This window comes from Paenibacillus sp. FSL W8-0426 (assembly GCF_037969725.1).
Classification (GTDB): domain Bacteria; phylum Bacillota; class Bacilli; order Paenibacillales; family Paenibacillaceae; genus Paenibacillus; species Paenibacillus hubeiensis.
Window position 1 is genome coordinate 5,424,826 of the sequence record NZ_CP150203.1, and the last position, 19,066, is coordinate 5,443,891.

15 protein-coding genes are annotated in these 19,066 nt (G+C 52.4%); 3 read left to right on the top strand and 12 right to left on the bottom strand.

The window, feature by feature from the left end; all coding sequences use genetic code 11:
- The first annotated feature begins 147 nt into the window (after positions 1 to 147).
- Together MKY59_RS24490 and MKY59_RS24495 are read left to right on the top strand one after the other, a co-directional pair.
- Positions 148 to 891, top strand: a complete 744-nt coding sequence (locus MKY59_RS24490) for an SDR family oxidoreductase (protein ID WP_339274249.1) — start codon at positions 148 to 150, stop codon at positions 889 to 891.
- The gene (locus tag MKY59_RS24495; protein WP_339274252.1) at positions 888 to 1,841 is read left to right on the top strand and encodes a DMT family transporter; all 954 of its coding nucleotides are present in this window, start codon (positions 888 to 890) and stop codon (positions 1,839 to 1,841) included. The genes MKY59_RS24490 and MKY59_RS24495 overlap by 4 nt, the downstream gene beginning before the upstream one ends.
- A 141-nt stretch (positions 1,842 to 1,982) precedes the next feature.
- On the opposite strand, the gene MKY59_RS24500 is transcribed toward MKY59_RS24495, so the two are convergent.
- From MKY59_RS24500 to MKY59_RS24550, 11 genes are all read right to left on the bottom strand, one after another.
- Positions 1,983 to 4,166 carry a UvrD-helicase domain-containing protein gene (locus tag MKY59_RS24500; RefSeq protein WP_339274254.1) on the bottom strand — a complete coding sequence of 728 codons (2,184 nt, stop codon included), beginning with the start codon at positions 4,164 to 4,166 and terminating at the stop codon, positions 1,983 to 1,985.
- Positions 4,167 to 4,408: 242 nt separating this feature from the next.
- Complete coding sequence (locus MKY59_RS24505; RefSeq protein WP_339274256.1) at positions 4,409 to 6,202, bottom strand: ABC transporter ATP-binding protein; 1,794 nt, start codon at positions 6,200 to 6,202, stop codon at positions 4,409 to 4,411.
- A gap of 96 nt (positions 6,203 to 6,298) precedes the next feature.
- Positions 6,299 to 7,597, bottom strand: coding sequence for an NCS2 family permease (locus tag MKY59_RS24510; protein ID WP_236415450.1), 1,299 nt, complete (start codon positions 7,595 to 7,597; stop codon positions 6,299 to 6,301).
- Positions 7,598 to 7,818: 221 nt separating this feature from the next.
- On the bottom strand, positions 7,819 to 8,580 hold the full coding sequence (locus MKY59_RS24515; protein WP_236415448.1) for a tRNA threonylcarbamoyladenosine dehydratase: 762 nt from the start codon (positions 8,578 to 8,580) through the stop codon (positions 7,819 to 7,821).
- A gap of 19 nt (positions 8,581 to 8,599) precedes the next feature.
- Positions 8,600 to 10,378, bottom strand: coding sequence for an aspartate--tRNA ligase (aspS, locus tag MKY59_RS24520; protein ID WP_236415446.1), 1,779 nt, complete (start codon positions 10,376 to 10,378; stop codon positions 8,600 to 8,602).
- A gap of 146 nt (positions 10,379 to 10,524) precedes the next feature.
- Positions 10,525 to 11,778: a histidine--tRNA ligase gene (gene hisS, locus MKY59_RS24525; RefSeq protein WP_339274259.1), complete on the bottom strand. Its 1,254-nt coding sequence runs from the start codon at positions 11,776 to 11,778 to the stop codon at positions 10,525 to 10,527.
- A 621-nt stretch (positions 11,779 to 12,399) separates the two neighbouring features.
- Complete coding sequence (locus MKY59_RS24530) at positions 12,400 to 12,846, bottom strand: hypothetical protein (RefSeq protein WP_236415443.1); 447 nt, start codon at positions 12,844 to 12,846, stop codon at positions 12,400 to 12,402.
- Between the two features lie 108 nt (positions 12,847 to 12,954).
- Positions 12,955 to 13,461, bottom strand: a complete 507-nt coding sequence (locus tag MKY59_RS24535) for a type 1 glutamine amidotransferase domain-containing protein (protein ID WP_339274261.1) — start codon at positions 13,459 to 13,461, stop codon at positions 12,955 to 12,957.
- Positions 13,462 to 13,712: 251 nt separating this feature from the next.
- On the bottom strand, positions 13,713 to 13,937 hold the full coding sequence (locus MKY59_RS24540; RefSeq protein WP_236415441.1) for a hypothetical protein: 225 nt from the start codon (positions 13,935 to 13,937) through the stop codon (positions 13,713 to 13,715).
- A 21-nt stretch (positions 13,938 to 13,958) separates the two neighbouring features.
- Positions 13,959 to 14,420, bottom strand: a complete 462-nt coding sequence (gene dtd / locus MKY59_RS24545) for a D-aminoacyl-tRNA deacylase (RefSeq protein WP_339274263.1) — start codon at positions 14,418 to 14,420, stop codon at positions 13,959 to 13,961.
- Between the two features lie 11 nt (positions 14,421 to 14,431).
- Positions 14,432 to 16,609 (bottom strand): bifunctional (p)ppGpp synthetase/guanosine-3',5'-bis(diphosphate) 3'-pyrophosphohydrolase, encoded by a 2,178-nt coding sequence (locus MKY59_RS24550; RefSeq protein ID WP_236415824.1) that lies wholly within the window; start codon positions 16,607 to 16,609, stop codon positions 14,432 to 14,434.
- Between the two features lie 476 nt (positions 16,610 to 17,085).
- Here MKY59_RS24550 and uraA point away from each other — a divergent pair, with 476 nt between their 5' ends.
- Positions 17,086 to 18,402 (top strand): uracil permease, encoded by a 1,317-nt coding sequence (uraA, locus tag MKY59_RS24555; RefSeq protein WP_339274264.1) that lies wholly within the window; start codon positions 17,086 to 17,088, stop codon positions 18,400 to 18,402.
- Positions 18,403 to 18,525: 123 nt separating this feature from the next.
- Here the strand turns inward: uraA and MKY59_RS24560 are convergent, their stop codons facing one another.
- Positions 18,526 to 19,038, bottom strand: coding sequence for an adenine phosphoribosyltransferase (locus tag MKY59_RS24560; protein ID WP_236415438.1), 513 nt, complete (start codon positions 19,036 to 19,038; stop codon positions 18,526 to 18,528).
- Positions 19,039 to 19,066 lie beyond the last annotated feature (28 nt).

Sequence of the window (19,066 nt, forward strand, 5' to 3'; positions counted from 1 at the left end):
CTTGATCCCGTTTTTGATATCACTCAAAATGATTTCTGGTTCATTAACAATCATTATACAGCATGCTCGCTCGGCGCTACAATCAGTGTAACAGGCAAGCCGGTTTGCTAACATCACTGAATCCAATTCATCAAGAGGAGTGTAACCATGAAAATATCCGAACAAACCGTAGCGATCGTAACTGGCGGCGGCACAGGAATCGGCAGAGCCGCCAGCGTGCTGCTGTCCCGGCACGGGGCAACCGTAGCAGTCAATTATTCGCGTTCCCGGCTGGAAGCCGAGGCGACCGTGCAGCAGATACGGGACACCGGCGGACGCGCTTTTGCCGTGCAAGCCGACATCGCCGATGATCAGGCAGTACGTCAGATGGTTGCCGGCATTGAGCATGAACATGGCCCCATAACGGCACTGGTTAACAATGCGGGCATCACGAGACATATTCCGCTGCAAGATCTGGATGCCGTCGACGATGACGCATGGGACACGCTTTATAACGTCAATGTCAAAGGCATGTTTTATTGCGCAAGGGCTGTCTCCAAAGGCATGCAGCGGGCCGGACATGGCGCGATCGTCAACCTTGGCAGCATTGCCGGCATGACCGGATCAGGCTCCTCCGTCCCTTACGCGGCATCCAAAGCCGCCGTGCATGGGTTGACCCGCTCTCTTGCCCATGCACTGTCTCCCCACATCCGGGTTAACGCCATCGTTCCTGGAGCGGTTTCCACGCGTTGGTGGGCAGGCAACGAGGCACGTATGGAACAGTTGGGCGGACAACTGTTATTGCAGCGCATATCCTCTCCTGAGGATATTGCCCATATGATCGTTGCCGCGCTGGAGCAGCCGTCCATGACCGGACAGCTCATCACGGTCGACGCGGGTCAAACGTTATGAGCATTGGTGAACAAGTTAAAGGAAATGTTAACGATCGAGCCAAAGGAATAAAACCATTAAAGTACGTTGTTTTGATTTTGCTCACAACGCTGATTATGGGCACGTCGTTCCCCGTCGGCAAAATCGGCATGGCGTACGCCCCTCCTTTTCTGCTGATGGGACTTCGTTATGTGATGGCAGGCGCTTTGCTGGCGTGGATCGTCAGAAAGCGACCATTACCAAAAGGCTGGAAGCAGTGGATGCAAACATCCATTATCGGCTTGTTTCAATCCGCAGGGGTCATGGGCTGTGCCTATTACAGCATGAACTGGCTCACTTCGGGGGAATCCGCGATCATCACGTTTACGAGCCCGCTGCTGTTCATTCTGTTTAGCACATTGCTGGATGGCGTATCATACCGGCTCAGTCAGTGGAGCGGCGTACTCCTTGGCATCGCGGGTGTTGCCATCGGTTTTGGCTTTCAACTCAGCTTTAGCCCGGGAACGCTGATCGGATTGGCGGGAGCCGTCTTTTTCGCCATTTCCACCATACTGGTCAAACGTTGGGGAAGCGAACAGAATACCTACGTACTCACTTCCTATCAAATGCTTGCGGGCGGTATCGTCTTACTGATGCTGAGCGCATTTACCGAGCAACCCGCGTTTGCGCTAAACGCAACCTCGATTATAGTACTGATATGGCTGGTGCTGGCCTGCTCGATGGTGCAGTTTTCGCTCTGGTTCTATTTGCTGCACAATAGCGACCCTGCACGCACCAGCTCGTTTCTGTTCCTCGCGCCGTTATTCGGTGTTGCTTGCAGCTGGGTCCTGCTTGGAGAACGGGTGCAATGGGTTATGGGCGTTGGAGCCGCTTGCGTCTGCATCGGCATTTATTTGGTTAACCGCAAAGGAAGCGCTTCTGACAAGAAGATCCCATCGAAATTCATCTCGCCTCGGCCATCCAAAGGATAGAAAAGAGAAAACACGGAATGTCGACCTCGTATTCATTTGCAAGCCAAAAACAACCTGTTCCGTGTAGTACATCACCCTTGCCATAAACATACAGAAAAAGCATGGCGCCCCCGGCACCATGCTTTACTATTTATCTTATCGTTATATCGAATCGTCAGGCCACCCTTGTACGCTGACCACATCACCTTCCGGATTTTGCGTTGCCGCAGCATATTCGGGCAGCGCTCCGTCATGGAACAGCCACAGTTCATGCAGCGCCCGCGTGCAGCCGACGTATAACAGCTTGGCGTCACCCGCATTTGGCAAGTAGTGCGCTCCGTCCACGTCGGCCACGATGGCCGCATCGAACTCCAACCCTTTGGAAAGATAGACCGGCAGAACCGAATGGCCGCCAGCATACTGCTTTTCGCCCCCGTCGATGAGGTTAAGCTCCCATCCTGCCTGCTCCAGCTCGCGATGCAGTTCAATCGCTTCATGCAGCGTCCGAGTCAGAATCGAAACCGTGCGGTAGTCTTTGCTTGTGAGCCATTTCAATGCACGTTCCAAACTCGCGGTCCTTCCCGTCTGTTCGTACGGTAACACACGCACCGGGTCACCGCTCCGGAAGACCGGGATGGCCGTAATACCACTTCGAACCCCCTGCTCGAGAATCGTGTTTGCATAGTCAATGATCTCCATCGTCGAGCGATAACTTCGAGTCAGGGCGAAATAGGCATTATGTTCCTCGGCAAACAGCGAGCTCATCTCATTCCAAGCATGGACGCCGCGGTATTCGTGAATCCCTTGGGAGAGGTCACCCAAAATGGTAAACGAATGTCCTTTGACGTACAAATCCAGCAAGGCCACATGGAACGGGGAGAAATCCTGCGCTTCGTCGATGACCACATGATCGAACCGCGCAGCGCCGTCAATATCGTGAACTAATGTGTGGATATACACGAGCGCGGGCAGGTCCTCTTCGCGAATCACGTTTTGTTTCAGGTCGGCCGCCGTCTGTTTAAGCACGTTCTTCGGAATGCGCGCCATGATCCCTTCTGGCACGGTTCCGCCTTTGGATGCCTTGAACAGCTGTTTGTACAGCGTCAGCGGTTCATACTCCGCCCACTTTTTGGCATATGCCTTCTCGCGGGTGGCCGCCTTCTTTTTGCGCTCCTTACGCAGTGATTCGGAGGAGGTTTTCTTGAGTTCCATTTCGATCCAGCGATGAATCCGCGCCATCACCCGTTCCTTGCGTTTAGCCAGCGGGTAATGCTTGTATTCGTCGCTGAACCAGCCATCGATTTCCTTTTTCGCGAGCACGGCTCCGTCCCACGGACTGAAATCCAGATCCGGTACCGCACTGGCCTCCATGCCGGTCAGCCACTCGCGCAGTAGCTCCATGAAACGGATCGAACCCTTGTACCTCCCAGGCACGTCATCGTTCAGCTCCGGCTTGGCATCCGGCGTTTCGAACCACGCCTGCAAGGTTTCCTGCGAGTCTGCCAGCGGCAGCTCCAGTCCCAGCAGGTTCACCGCCCAATCCGGGAACGTGCTTTGCTGGATATCGCCCACGCCCAATTCTGGCAGGACGTCCGAGATATAATCGAGAAACATATGGTTGGGCGCAAAAATGACCATTTTTTCTGCCGATACCTGCTCCTTATACTGATACAGCAAAAAGGCGAGCCTATGCAGGGCCACGGTCGTTTTTCCCGAGCCTGCCACGCCCTGGATGATCAATGCGGTGTTTTTGGCGGCGCGAATGATCTGGTCCTGCTCCGCCTGGATGGTCGATACGATATCCCGGAGCTTGTTGTCCTTGTTTTCGCCGAGCCGATATACCAAAAATTCATCCGAAACCGCCGGCTGATCGCCTTCGCGGTTATATGTATCCGCCACCCGTTCCAAAATGCGCTGGCGAATAACTACGTTCCGTTTCAGGTAAACGAGCCCTTCGACAAGCCCTTCCGGCGCTTCATACGTCGCCATGGCTTCTCCGCCGGTAAACGAGTAAAACAGGCTGGCAACGGGTGCGCGCCAATCGATCACGAGCGGATGCTCACCCACCTCTTCGCGGTCCACCCCGATTTTGCCGATATACAGCGGCTTTCGTTCATCGCTGCCCTGTTCTTCAAAATCAAGACGCCCGAAATAGGGTTGCTGCGCGCTCTTGGCCAAATTGCTGCGGCGTTCCTCACGTCCCGCCTCCAGCACTTGCTCCGTGAAATCGTGGCCGGTATAGACCGGAATGTTTCTCAACCGTTCCAACTGGCGGTCCACTTCTTCCATCGTTCGCTTCAACCTGTTTTCTTCTTCTTGATAGGCACTTTGAAAGCTTTCTGACATGTTTCAGTTACCTCCTAAGAATATGTTATTTTGCATAGCCGTTTACGGACGACACAAAAGGATATTTACTATATCACATTGACAGCGCGAAAGCTATATATCCTTGCGATTTAAAGGAAGCCGGCAATCTAAAAGCACGCCTCAATTTCTGTCCATAAGAGGAATTTGACGCAAAAAAATACGACACCCTCTTCAAGCCTTGACAGGCATGATTCGGGCACCGCATGAATCCCCAATATACTTTACGATGTCGCATCGCCGGCCTCTTCCGTTTGCGACACGAACTGTTTTTGCGCCAGCTCGCGGTACACCTCGTGACTGCCAAGCAGCTCCGCATGCGTGCCCGTTCCGGTCACATGGCCGTGCTCCAGCACAACGATTTGGTCCGAGTCCACCACGGTGGACAACCGATGCGCGATGACCACCGTCGTTCGACCCTGCATCAGGTTGGACAAAGCTTGCTGCACCTCATGCTCCGATGTGCTGTCCAGGCTTGAGGTTGCTTCGTCCAGCAGCAGCACGTCAGGGCTGCGCAGCAAAGCGCGCGCAATGGCGATTCGCTGGCGTTGTCCCCCCGACAGCTTGATGCCGCGTTCCCCTACCTCGGTGTCGTATCCTTGCGGCAGCTTCTCGATAAACTCCTTGGCATAGGCCATCTCGGCCGCCCGCCGGATCTCCTCCACACTGGTTTCACGTCCCAAGCCGTAGGTGATGTTGTCCTTCACCGTGCCAGCCATGAGCGGACTTTCCTGTGAGACATAACCGATTTTGCTGCGCCACGAAGATAACGAATACGCCGTTATTGATTTCCCGCCGTAGGTGATGCTGCCTGCCTCGGGGCGATAAAACTGCTCCAGCAAAGAAAAAATGGTCGATTTGCCGCTGCCGCTCGGCCCCACGATCGCGGTCACTTTGCGTGCAGGCAGCATCAAATCGATGCCGTGCAGCACTTCTTCTCCGGTCACGTACGAGAAGCGCACGTTGTTGAACGCAATGTTTTCATTGCCTTTGGGAGCCTCTTCGGTCTGATCGCGCGGCTCCTCCTCGTGGGCCAGTATGGCCTGGATGCGCTCGGTGGCTCCTACCACCTTTTGCAAACGAGAATATAGCGTCGTGAATTGCCCCATCGGCATGATGACTTGGAACAACAGCAGAATGAATGCTACCAGCTCCCCGGCCGACAGCAGGCCCGATGCCACGCGCATGCCTCCTACGCCGAGAATGACGACCAGCACCGCGGTCATGACAAACGTGAACAGCGGTCCGATCAGCGCCAGTATCCTCGCCTCCTGCAGACCAAAAGCAAACATTTTACCGATTCTGGAGCTGCCCGCGTCGCTTTCTTGCTTTTCGGTACCGTATGCTTTTACGAGACGGATTTCACCGATGACCTGACTCAGCACCGACGTAAAACCCGCCATCTCATCCTGCTGTTTCTTCGAAATCTGGTACATTTTCCGGCCAACGGGCAGCAGGATCAGCAATGTTAGCGGAACGAGGCTTAGAATGATCAACGACATGACCCAATCCAGGTAAAACAGGAGAGCCACGCCGCCGACCACCGCCACGATGTTTGATATGAACGAAACGAGGTAATCGGCGATCAGCGTCATAATTTGACTCGTATCGTTGGTAATGCGGCTCATCGTATCCCCTGTGCGGTTGCGGTCGAAATACGGCATCGGCAGCGATAACACCTTGTTCCACAACTTGGTGCGGAGCGTTGCGACGACCCGTTGTCCCGCATAGTTCAGCAAATAAATGCTGATTCCCGCTGCGATCGCCTGAATGACAAAAGCGGCAATGAGCATGATGATGACGGATTTATTCAATGCAGACATCGTCAGTCCGTCAATCAGCCCTTTGGTCATGAGCGGCACGATCAATCCGGCCGTCGTCTGAATCAGCGTGAGGATCAGGGCCACGATGAGAATCAGCTTCGGCGGCTGAGTCGAGGCGATCAGTTTTGCGAAATCCTTGAATCCCTTTTTCCCCAATTTAGGTTCTGTTTGCTTCTTTTGCTCCGTATCTTGCATGGTCCTCCTCCTTACCCTTCATTCACACCTCAATCATACGACTGAACGCCCCATTTCGTTTCTCGGATTCGGATTTGCTTGATGATGTCTTTTAGACTACAAAATGCCGTGCAAAATGAAATTGGCCAAGAACAGAATGGAGATGCCGTACATGACCCCCGGAACGTTTTTTCCTTGTCCTGCAGCCAGCTTTGCGAGCGGATAAGCGATGAATCCAAACGCCATGCCGTCCACGATGCTGTACGTAAAAGGAATCATGACCATGATCAGAAATGCCGGGAAAGCTTCGGTAAAATCGCGAAAATCCATCTGCCTTACGTCCTGAACCATCAAGCCCCCGATGATGATCAAAATAGGTGCAATCGCGCTGTCCGGAATATAACCGAGCAGCGGAATGAAGAAAAAGGTCGCGCCGAACAGCACGGCCGTCACGAGCGGCGTAAGGCCCGAACGCCCGCCTGCGGCGATGCCTGCCGTCGTTTCCGCGGCTGCCACAGCCGGGCTGCTGCCGAAGATGCCTGCAAACACATTGGTTACGGACAGGGCACGCAAACTGCCTTTGAACCGTTCCGGACGGCCGATCAACTGCGTCTGCGCAGTGATCAGGCCGATATTTTCGAATACAACGATCAACAACAACAGGAAAACCGCGATCCAAAAGGCGAGCTGCGCCAAATGATCGAACGACAGCTGGGCGAACAGGCCGCCGTATTGGCGGATCGCTGCTCCGGCTGACACCGGCTCTCCCGGCTGCACGGCTCCAAGCACATAGGCCAACGCCGTTCCCGCCAATATGCTGATCAGCAGGCCGCCGGGCACGTTGCGAATGAATAATATCAGCGCGATGACCAGCGTGACGCAAGCGGTGATGACCCCCGGTTCGCCGAAATGCCCGATCGTCACAAACGTCGTCTGGTGCGCGATCACGATCCCGCTTTTTTGCAGGCCGATAAAGGTCAAAAACAACCCGATGCCTACGGTAATGCCATGCTGCAAGTTTTTGGGTATGGCTTCGCTGACCATTTTATATAACGATGTAAAAGCAACGACCGCAAACAGAATGCCCGTAACGGTGACGACGGCCAGTGCCTCCTGCCAGCTCAGCTTCATGGAATGCACCAAGGTATATGTAAAAAACGCGTTGATCCCCATGCCCGGCACAACCACGATCGGGGATTTGCCCCAGAACGCCATGAGCAGGCAGCCTGCGATGGACGTCAGCAGCGTGCCAACCATCGCCGCCTGCAGCGGCATGCCGGCATCCGCCAAAATTGTAGCATTGACCATGACGATGTATACCACGGCAAAATAGGAAATCGCTCCTGCGATCAGTTCCTTTTTCCACTGGTTCCCCGGCTCCAATCCGAGGCGTCTGGTCATCCATCCTTGTTTCATCTGATTTCTATTCCCCTCTCTGACGCTGCAGTTCCCTATGTATTCAGCATGACGCGCAGCACCCCATATCATACACGCTTTTGTTGTTGAAGTACATGACGTACGCTTGACGCTTGGAAGGTTTTTCGGGATTGCGAACATGGGTGATACATCGCGGATTGCAGTCGAATTTCACAAAAAAGGCAGGCACCGTAACGGCACCTGCGCTTTTTATGAAAAGCTTAATTTTTCTTCTTTTTCTCGGCGATTTCAAGCAGCTCTTTGACCACGACGCTGACCATGATCAGTCCGACCACCGGAGGGACGTAGGCGTTGCTTGCCGGCGGCTGCTTGGCTTTGCGGATTTCCGGAGCGTTCTCGGGAACGATCTTCTCCGTAACGTCCGCGCGAGGTTTCATCGGCTCCTCGGTGGAGAATACCACCTTCACGCCTTTTTTGATGCCGTCTTTGCGCAGCTTCGTGCGCACGACGCGGGCGATCGGGTCCATGGACGTTTTGGAAATGTCCGCCACCTGGAATTTCGTCGGGTCCATTTTGTTGGCCGCACCCATGCTGGAAATGATCGGAATGCCGCGCTTCAGGCACTCCTTGATGAGATGGATTTTGTAAATGATCGTATCCGAAGCATCCACCACGTAATCCAGCTCGTATTTGAACAATTCTTCATACGTCTCTTCGGTATAGAACATGTTCAGCGCGATCGCTTCGCACTCGGGATTGATCAGCTTGACCCGTTCCACCATCAGGTCTGCCTTTTTTTGGCCCACGGTCGTGGTCAAGGCATGGATCTGACGGTTGATGTTGGTGATGTCCACGACATCCTTGTCGATCAGGATGATACGACCAACGCCGGTACGGGCGAGGGCCTCCACCGCGATGGAGCCGACGCCGCCAATGCCGAGCACCGCAACGGTGCTGTTTTTCATCGTTTCAAGACCTTCAGGTCCGATTGCGAGCTCTGTTCTTGAAAATTGATGGAGCATTGAGAATCAGATGCCTCCTTTATTTCTTTTCCGCCACCGGTTTGCGGGCTACGCGGATATGCAGCTGTTCCAGTTGATCCAGATCTACTTCGGATGGAGCGTTCATGAGCAGGTCCGTTGCACTTGCCGTTTTCGGGAACGCAATCGTTTCGCGCAGGTTGGTGCGTCCAGCCAGCAGCATGACGAGACGGTCGAAACCAAAGGCGATCCCGCCGTGTGGTGGTGTTCCGTATTCGAATGCTTCAAGCAAGTAACCGAATTTTTCTTTCGCCACTTCCGGGGAAAGGCCCAGTGCGTCGAACATTTTTTCCTGTACGTCGCGTTTGTAAATACGCATCGAACCACCGCCGACTTCGTAACCGTTCAATACGAGGTCATACGCTTGGGCACGGATCTCGCCCGGATTGCTGTCGAACAGGTGCAGATCCTCGTCTTTCGGACGTGTGAACGGATGGTGTTCAGCTACATAACGTTTTGCTTCTTCATCATAACCGAGCAGTGGGAAGTCCACAACCCAAGCGAATTTGAATTTGCTGTCATCGATCAGGCCAAGCTGGCGGCCGATTTTGAGACGCAGGTTGCCGAGCACGTCGGCAACGACTTTTTTGTTGTCGGCAGAGAAGAGCAGCAAGTCCCCTTCTTCGGCTCCAGTACGTTCTTTGAGCGCTTCGATCTCTTCCGGCGTGAAGAACTTCACGATTGGCCCTTTGAATTCGCCGTCTTTCACTTGAATCCAAGCCAGACCTTTGGCGCCATAACGTGCAGCGAACGGTCCGAGGTCGTCGATTTCCTTCCGGCTCCATGTGCCGCAGCCTTTCGCGTTCAGCACTTTCACTTCGCCGCCTTTTTCGATGACGGAAGCAAAGACTTTGACGCCGCTGGTCGCAACGATGTCGTTCACTTCGATCAATTCCATGCCGAAGCGCAGATCTGGCTTGTCGGAGCCGTATTTGCCCATGGCATCCGCATAAGTAATGCGTTGGAATGGCAGTTCGAGCTCAATGCCTTTCGTCTCGCGCAGCAATTTCGCCATCAATTGTTCCATCATCGGCAGCAGGTCATCCTGTTGCATGAAGGACGTTTCAATGTCGACTTGCGTGAACTCCGGCTGGCGGTCAGCACGCAGATCCTCGTCACGGAAGCAGCGGGCGATCTGATAGTAACGCTCCAGTCCACCGACCATCAGCAACTGCTTGTAAATTTGCGGGGACTGAGGCAGGGCGAAAAATTCGCCTTCATGCACGCGGCTCGGCACGAGATAGTCACGCGCGCCTTCCGGCGAGCTCTTGGTCAGGATCGGCGTTTCCACTTCGATGAACTCTTCGCCATCCAGGAAGTCGCGGAATACTTTGGCTGCTTTGGAACGCAGCTTCAGCGTATCGAACATTTCCGGGCGGCGCAGGTCCAAATAACGATATTTCAAACGAAGAGACTCATCGACTTCAACGCCGTCTTCGATGAAGAACGGAGGTGTTTTGGCCGCATTCAGCACTTCGATTTCGGTCACTTGCACTTCGATTTCACCTGTAGGCAGGTTCGGGTTTACCGTTTCGGCATCGCGCTTCACGACTTTACCGGATACGGCAATGACGTACTCGCTGCGCACTCTGTCCGCAATGGCAAGGGCTTCGCCGGAATATGCCGGGTTGAATACCACCTGCACGATGCCGCTGCGGTCGCGCAGATCGATGAACAGGACGCCTCCAAGGTCACGACGGGTTTGAACCCAGCCGTTCAGTGTTACGGTTTCACCGATGTGTGCGTTCGTCAAAGCGCCGCAATGATGACTTCTTTTCATAATCAGACTCCTTATTATTTGAAATTCCCTCCCTGTACGAAGGCAGCCGCTCAAGGCCGCCCTGTCCAGTTCGGTTGTGTGAATAACGTTAATTTAGCCGCGAACCTTTCCAGCTCGTTTCCGATTCGGGATGAATGTTTAGCGGTTCAGTGGTTTCCTCTTACCGCAGCGGCCAGGTCATCCAGCTTCACGGTCCGTTGTTCTCCCGTTTCCATCGCTTTCAGCGCAATCTCGCCGCGCTCCAGCTCGTCATCCCCAAGGATGGCCGTATAACGGGCTTTGAAACGGTCTGCCGATTTCATCTGGGCTTTCATTTTGCGGCCTAGATAATCGCGCTCGCCGGACAGCCCGGATTGACGCAGCTTGAACAACAAACGATTGACTTCGCGATCCGCAGCCTCGCCGAGGGCAATAAAGTACACGTCCAGCGGAGCAAGCTTGCTAACTTCGATATTCTGGTGCTCCAGAATAAGCTGGATGCGCTCCAGGCCGATACCGAAACCGATGCCAGGCTGATCCGGTCCGCCGATGTCGCCGACGAGTCCATTGTATCTGCCGCCGCCGCCGACCGTATCGATTGCGCCAATGCCTTGTGCTTTCAATTCGAACGCAGTCAATGTGTAATAATCCAGTCCGCGAACCAAACGATGATTCACGGCATAGTCCACGCCGAAGTCTTCCAGGTAGGATTTCAATGTTTCAAAATGATTCAGGGACTCTTCATCCAGGCTGTCCAAAATGGACGGTGCGCCTGTGAATTTGTCTTGATCCACCTTGCAGTCGAGCACGCGAAGCGGATTGCGCTCCATGCGGGACTGGCAATCTTTACACAGGCTGTCTTTCATCGGTCTGAGGAACGACAGCAGCTGCTCGCGATAAGCCGCCCGGCTTGCCGGGTTGCCGACTGAGTTGATCTCCACTTTAACGTCCTGCAGTCCAAGCTCCACGCACAGCTGATAACCAAGCGCGATCACTTCTGCGTCGATCGACGGATCGACCGCCCCGATCGCTTCCACGCCAAACTGGTGGAATTGGCGCTGACGTCCTGCCTGCGGGCGCTCATAACGAAACATCGGTCCGATGTAATACAATTTGCTGACATCAGGTTCGCCATACAGTTTGTTTTCCACGTAAGAGCGAACCACGCCGGCAGTGCCCTCTGGACGAAGCGTCATGCTGCGGTTCCCTTTATCATCAAACGTGTACATTTCCTTTTCCACGATATCCGTCGTTTCGCCTACGCCGCGAACAAACAAAGCTGTCTGTTCAAATATAGGGGTACGAATTTCGCGGTAATTATACCGGCGGCACAAGTCGCGTGCTTTTTCCTCAACGGCCTGCCATTTCTCGACAACACCAGGCAGCAAATCCTGCGTTCCTGTTGGTTTTTGAAATGCCATGATTCATCCCTCCATCATTTTAGTTCTCTATATAACAAAAAAATCCCTCGCCCTGCTTGCCGAATCATCGGCAAACAAAGGGACGAGAGATTGTGTTTAACATTCACCCGTGGTACCACCCACATTCCGGAACACCCGACGCCACACAGACCAGTCAAGTTTGTCATGAACCGATGCGTGAGGTCACCTCATCAGTCATTCATTCCGCTCCACGTATAACGCACGTCCTGCGCAGTTCGGCTACTGGCCACCGGAGAAGCTCCGCTGTGTTCGCCGCCTGTTCTCGGGGAAGTCATTCATCCGCTCATCAAGAGAATCCTTACAGCCTGGGGATTCTTCTCTGTTCTTGTGGGTTCGGATTACTTGGTCCCGTCATCGAATCGTCGATTCATCAGTTTTAACGTTATAATATGACGTTAAAAGTTAATTTATTTCCTGATTGTAATGAACCGCAGTACTAAAGTCAAGAGCTAACGCTCAAAGGAAGCAAAAAAAAGCCTGCACACCGTGTGCAGGCTCAAAAGATATATAAAAAAGGGGGTCATGTCTGTTATTATAAACAGGCTATGTTAAAGACCCATGAATCCAATGTTACAGGATCATTACAAAAATGATAGCGCTTTAATTTAATTCCTCCACGTACGCTCCATTGCTTCTCAGCTTGTGAATGATTTCGTTATAATCCTCGTCATTCACCTTGGCCGAAAGAACATAGCGCAGATCTCCAAAATCAGTTGTGGATATATTGGATGCATTCAACATGTCATGATCCTCATTTACGCGCTCCCTCGTTCCCCCATCGGCATCGCGGTCCACCGGGGCCACGACGGGAATCACGTTCTCGCTCGCCGGAACTCCGGGAGAAGAACCCACCCCCATTGCGCCGTTCGTGCCCGCTGCGCCAGCCGTGTTGTAAGGAACCAGGGGCACCATCAGCTTTTGGTCCCTTCCGATCGCATCGTCCAGCTGCCCTACCTCCAATTGCTCCGTGCGAAACGTCTGCAATGACGTTCTTGCTCCCTCTGCGTCATCTTCGGTACGAAAATAAGCCTGAATATGCTTTGCCATGCCAATCCCTCCTTTTCATTTCGGCGAAATGCTCCATTCCATCCGGGCTGATTATGATGCGGGAACAGGAGCATTAGCCTGCCCTGCTCCTGCCCCGTAATGAAACGGTTAGATAACCTTCAACAGTTCGCGAACGAAAGCCGGTTCGTCCTTCGGCGTTCGCGACGTAATGAAATTTCCATCCACAACCGCTTCATGATCCTGGAATTCGGCTCCTGCATTGACCATGTCGTCCTTCAGCGGCGGGTATGCGGTAATCGTGCGTCCCTTCAACAGATTGGCGCTTGCCAAAATTTGCGGTCCATGGCAGATGGCGGCAATCGGTTTTTTGGCGCTGTTGATCTCCGTCACGAATTTCAAAATGTGAGCATCGGTTCTCAAATTTTCCGGGGACGATCCCCCGGGAATGACCACGGCATCATAGTCGGCTGCAACAGCGTCTGCAATGGCTTTATCCGTCGTGTATGTTGCCTTGCCGTTCTTTCCTTTCAACACTTCTCCGGCTTTGAGGCCGATAATTTCGACATCGTGTCCGGCTTGCTTGACCTCATCGTAAGGTACCTGCATTTCCGAATCCTCGAACTCGTTTGCCAACAAAAATGCGATTTTGCTCATTGGTCATGCTCTCCTTTCACACTGGTCAACCCCGTTGATTTCCTGCGGTTCGTTTCATGTCTGGAAACCATGGTCGCTTTTTTCAGGCGTCTTACTGCAAAAGTAAAGCGCTTGTGCCTAGTTTGTTATTACCCTAACAAGCTTCTTTTATAACAGGTCCTGAGTGAACGGTCGGCTTCTTCCACCATACCGTTATTTGCGGAAACAACAAAAAGCCATGATTCGAGTCATGGCTTTTTGCTGTGGCATCCTCAAACGCGTGGGAGACGCGGCGGTTTGCCCTTATCCTTCTCTTGAACGAACCAGATCGCTGCAACACAATCCGCTGCCGCCCGGGCCAACTGAAGCGATTCATGCATGCTGCCCGGAGGAAGCAGCGGTTCCATGCGCGAACGGCTTTCCTTCGTGGATTGGCGCATAATGATGGCGTGCTCCTTTGCCCTGCTACGGGCTGCAGATTTCAACATATCCTTCATTATGGCCTTTCCCCGCCGGGATTATGCCTGGCCTTCCTGACGAATCGGGCTTTCCACCATGAGCGTCACCGGTCCCCAATTGGTAAAGGTCACATCCATCATAGCCCCGAAACGTCCGGTTTCGACCTGAATGCCCTTATCCCGCAGCAATTGGTTGAATGTTTCATACAATGCAGCCGCCGCTTCAGGTCTTGCCGCAGCCGCAAAGCTGGGGCGCTTGCCCTTACGGCAGTCGCCGTACAAGGTGAACTGGGAGACCGACAGAACGGCTCCGCCCACGTCAATCAGGCTGAGATTCATTTTCTCCTGCTCATCCTCGAAAATCCGCAAACCGGCGATTTTGTCGGCCAGATAAACGGCATCCTTTTCCGTATCCTCATGCGTGATGCCGACCAGCAGCATCAGGCCGAATTCGATCTGTCCAGTCACTTCGTCCCCGACGGTAACCCGGGCTTCTTTGCAACGTTGTACAAGCACTCTCATGCTTAAGCTCCTTACTGCATGATGCGATGTACGGAGTAAACGTCCTTCACTCGTTTGATCCGTTCCACAACCGAATGCAGGTGTTCCGTATTTCGAATCAAAATGGTAACATGCACCAATGCCAATTTGTTTTTGTCTGTCCGTCCGGTAACGGCGGAAATATTCGTTTTGCTTTCCGAAACGGCTTGCAGCACTTCATTGAGCAAACCATTGCGATCGTGGCCCGTAATCTCAATGTCGACGCTGTAGTTGGCTTCGATATTTTCTTCCCACTCCACCTCGATCACGCGAGCTGCCTCATCCCCGTCCGAGCCTGAAGGAATGTTCGGGCAGTCCCTGCGGTGCACGGACACGCCGCGACCACGCGTGACATAACCAATCACGTCATCTCCGGGCACAGGGTTGCAGCAACGCGCAAAACGAACGAGAAGGTTGTCAATGCCTTTGACGCGAATGCCGTTGGTTGGGCGGTTTTTGCGTTCCGGCGCAGGCTTCAGCTCACGCATCTCCGAGTTCAGCTCCAGCAGGCTGTTTTCTTCCTGCTCCCGACGCAACTTCTCGGTGGCTTTTGTAACGATCTGCGCGGCAGTGATTCCACCGAATCCGATCGCTGCAAGCATGTCCTCAATGTCGTTAAAGGCAAATTTCTTGGCAGCTTCCAGGAGTTTCTCGTCGCTCATCCATACGGAAGGCTCCAGCCCCATTCGCTTCAGCTCGCGTTCAATGCCCTCGCGGCCTTTTTCAACGTTTTCTTCACGGCGTTCCTTCTTGAACCATTGCTTGATCTTCGAACGGGCATGGGACGACTTGGCGATTTTGAGCCAGTCCTGGCTTGGGCCGTAGGAATGCTTGGACGTCAGGATTTCAATGATATCCCCGGTCTTCAGGCTGTAATCCAGTGGAACGATCCGTCCATTGACCTTGGCACCAATCGTGCGATTGCCCACTTCGGTATGAATGCGGTAAGCGAAATCAAGCGGCACGGATCCTGCCGGAAGCTCGATGACTTCGCCTTTTGGCGTAAATACGAATACAAGATCCGAAAAGAAATCCATTTTGAGCGATTCGACAAACTCGGACGCGTCTTTGGTTTCGTTTTGCAGCTCCAGAATCTCGCGGAAAAACGTGATTTTGTCTTCGAAATTGTTGACGGACGCAACGCCTTCCTTATAAGCCCAATGTGCCGCAATACCGAACTCGGCCGTGCGATGCATGTCCCATGTTCGAATCTGAACCTCGGTCGGTTCCCCGTTCGGTCCCACCACCGTCGTATGGAGCGATTGATACATGTTCGCCTTCGGCATTGCGATATAATCCTTGAAACGCCCGGGCATCGGCTTCCACAACGTATGAATGATGCCGAGCGTGGCATAACAGTCCTTGATATTATCCACAATAATACGAATCGCCAGCAGATCGTATATTTCATTGAACTGCCGGTTTTTGGTCGTCATTTTTTTGAACACGCTATAGATATGCTTGGGACGGCCGGACAAGTCCGCCTGAATGCCCATTTCATCAAGCTTGGCTTTGATTCCGTCCATGACCGTATCGATGTACTGTTCCCGCTCAGCCCGCTTTTTGTGCATCAGGTTGGCGATTCGGTAATACTGCTGCGGGTTCAGATAGCGCAGAGCAATATCCTCCATCTCCCATTTGATCGCGGATATCCCGAGACGATTGGCGATGGGGCAGAAAATTTCCAGCGTTTCGTAGGAAATCCGGCGCTGGCTCTCCTCCGACTGGAATTTGAGGGTTCTCATGTTATGCAGGCGGTCTGCCAGCTTGATCACGATGACACGGATGTCCTGTGCCATGGCAATGAACATTTTGCGATAGTTCTCGTTCTGCTGCTCTTCTTTGGAACGGAACTGAATTCTCTCCAGCTTCGTCAAACCATCGACAAGCATGGCGCACGTATTGCCGAATTGGTTGCGAATCTCCTCCAGCGACACTGTCGTGTCTTCCACGACATCATGAAGAAGCGCTGCAATAATGGAAATCGTATCCATCTGCATGTTCACAACGATATCAGCAACCGCAAGCGGATGCAGAATATATGGCTCTCCCGATTTTCGCGTCTGTCCGTGGTGGGCCTGATCAGCAAATTCGTAAGCTTCACGTATGCGCACCAGATCGGCTTCTTTGATGTAGGCCCCGGCCTTCTCAAGTAATTGCTCTATGCCCATTCTGATCTGTTCCGTGTCCTTTCTATACAAAATGGAACCCGTGACATTTGCATCTACACAGGTTCCCCGTAAAAGTGATTTCCTATAATTATGACGCTTCACCCGTTTTCCGTCAACTGCTGACGAATGGGCGAGAAGATGATGATGACTTGTGCGAAAGGCTTGTCGAATAAAGGCTGCTCGATGAAAATGCCAACCTTAATACAGTATAGCCGTTTGCCGAAGAATTAGAATAGGTAAGCCATTCATTTTGCATTATTCGTCTTTTTTCACACCTTGCCACAATATACGGATTACAAATCACCAACCAACCCTATATATAGTACCATTTCTATCAGGATCGTGATTTCACTCACTTGATATTAACGTAAAAACGAACAATTCGGCGATTTTCGCAAAAAATGTTATTGCTTATTCTTCGGAAAGTCTGTACTATATTGAAGATTTGTGTTTCGGAAAAAGGAGATGAGCATTTCGTGCAGCGTGAAATTCAGGTAAATGAAAAAATGCCTTTTGGACCTGGCTTCTTATTAAGTTTGCAACACCTTTTCGCCATGTTTGGGAGCACGGTTCTCGTGCCTAACCTGTTCGGCGTCGATCCAAGCATGATTCTGTTGATGAACGGGATCGGAACATTGCTGTACATTCTGATGTGCAAAGGCAAAATTCCGGCTTACCTCGGCTCCAGCTTTGCCTTTATCGCCCCGGTATCCTCCGTCCTGCTTAAACATCCGGAGAACGGGTATTCGATGGCGCTTGGCGCGTTCATCGTAACGGGCATCGTATTTTGCATCGTTGCCTTGGTCATCAAATATGCGGGTACAGGCTGGATTAACGTCGTATTTCCTCCCGCAGTCATGGGCGCGATCGTCGCGCTGATCGGTTTGGAATTGGTTCCGGTTGCTGCCGGAATGGCAGGAATCATCAACTCCGACCCCGTGAATAATCCGGATTGGGTGCCTACCGCACAGCCCATTATTTTATCCATGGTCACATTGGGGGTTACAGTCATCGGAGCGGTTACGTTCCGTGGATTTCCCAAGATCATTCACATTCTGATCGGGATTGTAGTCGGTTACTTGCTCGGGTACGCTATGGGCCAAGTGGAAACCGATAAAATTGCCAATGCCGATTTCGTGTCCATGCCTACCATTACGACGCCTACCTTCGACTGGTCCGTTATTCTAACGATTCTACCTGTAGCCTTGGTCGTTATTGTCGAACATATCGGACATTTGCTTGTCACAAGCAGCATTGTGGGCAAAGACCTTTCCAAAGATCCTGGTTTGCATCGTTCCCTTCTCGGCAATGGGATTTCCACCATCTTTTCCGGTTTCGTCGGTTCAACGCCTAACACGACATATGGCGAAAACATCGGTGTCATGGCTTTGACCCGAGTATACTCAACCTATGTTATTGGCGGCGCTGCGATCATTGCTGTTATTCTTTCGTTCTCCGGGACATTCTCGGCATTGATTGCGAACATTCCCGTTCCGGTCATGGGAGGTGTGTCCTTGCTTCTGTTCGGTGTCATTGCAGCTTCCGGTCTTCGCATCCTGGTCGAACAAAAGGTGGATTTCGCCAAACCGACCAATCTGCTGTTAACGACTTTGGTATTGGTTGTGGGACTTAGCGGCACTCAAGTAACCTTCTACGGCGTTCAATTGAAAGGTATGGCACTGGCAACCATCGTGGGCATCTTGCTCAGCCTGTTGTTCAAATTGTTCGAAGTGCTTGGCTGGTCGAATGACAAAGAAGATAAGGCGATTCTGACCGAGAAAACGCCTGACTGATTTCATCCGTAACATGTAAAAAAGCCAGTTCACTCCCTCCTTTAACGGAGGCAGCGAACTGGCTTTTTTGCAGTCATTCATGCCATGTATTATTTCCCGGGAAACGGGAGTAATCGGTTTGGTTTAGTAATTCATCAACGTGAACACGTCGATATTCGGCAGTTTAGCCCGCCCGTTCAGTTCATCCAACTCAATCAGGAACGCAGCGCCAACCACGTTGCCGCCCAATTGCTCAATCAATTTGACGGAGGTAGCGATGGTGCCCCCGGTTGCCAACAGGTCATCGGCAATCAGCACGTTCTGTCCTTTCTCGATCGCATCGATATGCATAGCGAGCGTATCTTTGCCATATTCGAGGTCATAACCGGCTTCGATCGTTTCACCAGGCAGCTTCCCGCTTTTGCGGATCGGCGCAAAACCAACGCCAAGAGCATAGGACAATGGAGCACCCACAACGAAACCACGCGCTTCCGGTCCGGCAATGACATCGATTTTCAGATCGGAAACCATCGTTTTCAGCTCATTGATCGCCTTGCGATACATTTCTCCATCCTTCAACAGCGTGGTAATGTCCTTGAAGCTGATTCCCGGCTGCGGAAAATCCGGAATGACACGAATATAATCTTTGAAATCCAAAATTAATCTCCTCCTAAAATAAATAACA

Bases quoted from the DNA above. Each gene is read 5' to 3' on its own strand.
- MKY59_RS24500 (WP_339274254.1), bottom strand. From the start codon at position 4,166: ATGTCAGAAAGCTTTCAAAGTGCCTATCAAGAAGAAGAAAACAGGTTG.
- MKY59_RS24490 (WP_339274249.1), top strand. From the start codon at position 148: ATGAAAATATCCGAACAAACCGTAGCGATCGTAACTGGCGGCGGCACA.
- MKY59_RS24535 (WP_339274261.1), bottom strand. From the start codon at position 13,461: ATGAGCAAAATCGCATTTTTGTTGGCAAACGAGTTCGAGGATTCGGAA.
- dtd (WP_339274263.1), bottom strand. From the start codon at position 14,420: ATGAGAGTGCTTGTACAACGTTGCAAAGAAGCCCGGGTTACCGTCGGG.
- MKY59_RS24515 (WP_236415448.1), bottom strand. From the start codon at position 8,580: ATGCTCCATCAATTTTCAAGAACAGAGCTCGCAATCGGACCTGAAGGT.
- MKY59_RS24510 (WP_236415450.1), bottom strand. From the start codon at position 7,597: ATGAAACAAGGATGGATGACCAGACGCCTCGGATTGGAGCCGGGGAAC.
- MKY59_RS24505 (WP_339274256.1), bottom strand. From the start codon at position 6,202: ATGCAAGATACGGAGCAAAAGAAGCAAACAGAACCTAAATTGGGGAAA.
- MKY59_RS24540 (WP_236415441.1), bottom strand. From the start codon at position 13,937: ATGAAGGATATGTTGAAATCTGCAGCCCGTAGCAGGGCAAAGGAGCAC.
- MKY59_RS24530 (WP_236415443.1), bottom strand. From the start codon at position 12,846: ATGGCAAAGCATATTCAGGCTTATTTTCGTACCGAAGATGACGCAGAG.
- MKY59_RS24550 (WP_236415824.1), bottom strand. From the start codon at position 16,609: ATGGGCATAGAGCAATTACTTGAGAAGGCCGGGGCCTACATCAAAGAA.
- hisS (WP_339274259.1), bottom strand. From the start codon at position 11,778: ATGGCATTTCAAAAACCAACAGGAACGCAGGATTTGCTGCCTGGTGTT.
- MKY59_RS24495 (WP_339274252.1), top strand. From the start codon at position 888: ATGAGCATTGGTGAACAAGTTAAAGGAAATGTTAACGATCGAGCCAAA.
- aspS (WP_236415446.1), bottom strand. From the start codon at position 10,378: ATGAAAAGAAGTCATCATTGCGGCGCTTTGACGAACGCACACATCGGT.